The following is a 3,228-nucleotide window of genomic DNA, read 5'->3' as shown; positions in this document are numbered from 1 at the left end:
AAAAAAGCCGCCCGTTGGGCGGCTGTGTGTGTGAGTTGTGGTTGATGGTTGCGGGGGTTGGATTTGAACCAACGACCTTCAGGTTATGAGCCTGACGAGCTACCGGGCTGCTCCACCCCGCGCCATCTGTGTGGGGTCCGCGGTGCTGGCGGGTCCCGGATAAAGCAAAACGCGCCGCGCCGTTGAGCGCGACGCGTGTTGCGTATCTGACATTAGTGAATGGGTTTTTCCAATTACACCGGCTTCAATGCCTGGCGACGACCTACTCTTCCAGCGCTTGAGCGATAGTACCATCGGCGCAGTCAGGTTTCACGGCCGAGTTCGGGATGGGATCGGGTGGGTCACTGACGCTATGGTCACCAAGCAATGAAGCAGGTGTAATTGGGTTTCAAATCGATGCGTGCACCGTCTTTCGACGTATAATCAAGGCTTGAGGATCAACCTCAATGACCAGCCAAAGCTGTCATTGATGGTGGGACTCATCAAGCGCGAATAGGACAATTAGTACTGGTTAGCTCCACACGTTACCGCGCTTCCACATCCAGTCTATCAAGGTGGTGGTCTACCACCGTCCTAAGAAATCTTATCTTGAGGGAGGCTTCCCGCTTAGATGCTTTCAGCGGTTATCCCGTCCATACATAGCTACCCTGCTGCGCCCTTGGCAGGACGACAGGTACACCAGAGGTATGTTCAACCCGGTCCTCTCGTACTAGGGTCAACTCCTCTCAAATTTCGACGCCCACGGCAGATAGGGACCAAACTGTCTCGCGACGTTCTGAACCCAGCTCACGTACCACTTTAATTGGCGAACAGCCAAACCCTTGGGACCTGCTCCAGCCCCAGGATGTGATGAGCCGACATCGAGGTGCCAAACGATTCCGTCGATATGAGCTCTTGGGAATCATCAGCCTGTTATCCCCGGCGTACCTTTTATCCGTTGAGCGATGGCCCTTCCACGAGGGACCACCGGATCACTATGACCGACTTTCGTCTCTGCTCGACTCGTCAGTCTCGCAGTCAGGCTGGCTTATGCCATTGCACTCTAACGATCGGTTTCCAACCGATCTGAGCCAACCTTCGCACGCCTCCGTTACTCTTTAGGAGGCGACCGCCCCAGTCAAACTACCCGCCACAGAGGGTCCCTGAACCGGATAACGGTTCGAGGTTAGACATCAGAAATCAACAGGGTGGTATTTCACCGTAGGCTCCACATCAGCTGGCGCCAATGCTTCAAAGCCTCCCACCTATGCTACACAATTAATTCCTAATGCCACTCTGAAGCTGCAGTAAAGGTGCACGGGGTCTTTCCGTCTAACCGCGGGTACTCCGCATCTTCACGGAGAATTCAATTTCGCTGAGCATGTCCTGGAGACAGTGGGGAAGTCGTTACGCCATTCGTGCAGGTCGGAACTTACCCGACAAGGAATTTCGCTACCTTAGGACCGTTATAGTTACGGCCGCCGTTTACCTGGGCTTCGTTTCGGAGCTTGCACCCCTCCACTTAACCTTCAGGCACCGGGCAGGCGTCAGGCCCTATACGTCGTCTTGAAGCCGACTTAGCAGAGCCCTGTGTTTTTGCTAAACAGTCGCTACCCCCTGGCCTGTGCCCCCAACAAGAGCTTGCGCTTATGCTGGGCCTCCTTCTTCCGAAGGTACGGAGGCAATTTGCCGAGTTCCTTCAGGACACTTCTCTCAAGCGCCTTGGTATACTCTACCTGACCACCTGTGTCGGTTTCGGGTACGGTCTATACGGTGGAGCTATTTCCTGGAACCCCTTCGAAGCATGTCCAATCCGATAAGGACATACAACACACGGGATCCGTCACTACCACCAGGCCCACGAATATTAACGTGGTTCCCATCGACTACCCCCTTCGGGCTCGTCTTAGGGGCCGGCTCACCCTGCTCAGATTAGCTTTAAGCAGGAACCCTTGGTCTTTCGGCGAGAGGGCATCTCACCCTCTTTATCGCTACTCATGTCTGCATTCGCACTTCCGATATCTCCACCGTCGGTTACCCTTCGGCTTCACAGACTTACGGAACGCTCCGCTACCGCGTGTAGTAAACTACACACCCTAAGCTTCGGTGCATCACTTTAGCCCCGTTACATTTTCGCCGCAGGAACCCTTGTTTAGACCAGTGAGCTGTTACGCTTTCTTTAAAGGATGGCTGCTTCTAAGCCAACCTCCTGGCTGTTTTGGGATTCCCACATGCTTTCCCACTTAGTGATGACTTGGGGACCTTAGCTGTAGGTCAGGGCTGTTTCCCTTTTGACGACGGACCTTAGCACCCGCCGTCTGTCTCCTGGATAGTACTCCTAGGTATTCGGAGTTTGGTTAGTATTGGTACAGCTCGCGCCGCCCGCAACCATCCAGTGCTCTACCCCCTAGGGTATTCGTCCAAGGCTCTACCTCAATAGATTTCGCGGAGAACCAGCTATTTCCCGGCTTGATTGGCCTTTCACCCCTAAACACAACTCATCCGATAATTTTTCAACATTAAACGGTTCGGTCCTCCAGTGAGTGTTACCCCACCTTCAACCTGGTCATGCCTAGATCGCCGGGTTTCGGGTCTAATGCATCAAACTAAGTCGCCCTATTCAGACTCGCTTTCGCTGCGCCTACACCTAACGGCTTAAGCTTGCTTGATACACTAAGTCACAGACCCATTATGCAAGAGGTACGCTGTCACCCCATAAAGAGGCTCCAACTGCTTGTAGGCGTTCGGTTTCAGGTACTGTTTCACTCCCCTCATCGGGGTGCTTTTCACCTTTCCCTCACGGTACTAGTTCGCTATCGGTCATGTACGAGTATTTAGGCTTCGAGGGTGGTCCCCCGATGTTCAGACAGGGTTTCACGTGCCCCGCCCTACTCAAGTCCTTCTTCATCACTTTCGCATACGGGACTGTCACCCGCTATGGTCAGCCTTTCCAGACTGTTCTGCTAGTTGAAAAGAAGGCACTGGCCTGGTCCGCGTTCGCTCGCCACTACTAACGGAATCTCGGTTGATGTCTTTTCCTCCGGGTACTGAGATGTTTCAGTTCTCCGGGTTCGCTTCACGAAGCCTATTTTATTCAGCTAAGTGATACCTGTTTCTCGATTACTCCAACAATGAACAAGTCATCGTAGGAATAATCGGGATAGGTGGGTTTCCCCATTCGGAAATCGTCGGGTCAAAGTTTGCTCACAACTCACCGACGCTTATCGCAGCGTGCCACGTCCTTCATCG

General features: G+C 53.3%; 1 tRNA gene and 2 rRNA genes (1 of these 3 running past the window's edge). All 3 read right to left on the bottom strand.

From position 1 onward, the window contains the following. Window positions 1-45: 45 nt before the first annotated feature. A tRNA-Met gene (locus tag AC07M1_RS19360) sits at window positions 46-122 on the bottom strand. 127 nt (window positions 123-249) lie between these two features. Next, window positions 250-364, bottom strand: a 5S ribosomal RNA gene (gene rrf, locus AC07M1_RS19355). A 117-nt stretch (window positions 365-481) separates the two neighbouring features. Beyond that, window positions 482-3,228 (bottom strand): 23S ribosomal RNA (locus tag AC07M1_RS19350); it runs 46 nt beyond the window's last position.

Source organism: Sphingomonas sp. GW821-FHT10C01, assembly GCF_059415525.1.
The sequence above is the reverse complement of the archived record's forward strand: the minus strand, read 5'-3'. Positions and strand labels throughout refer to the sequence as shown.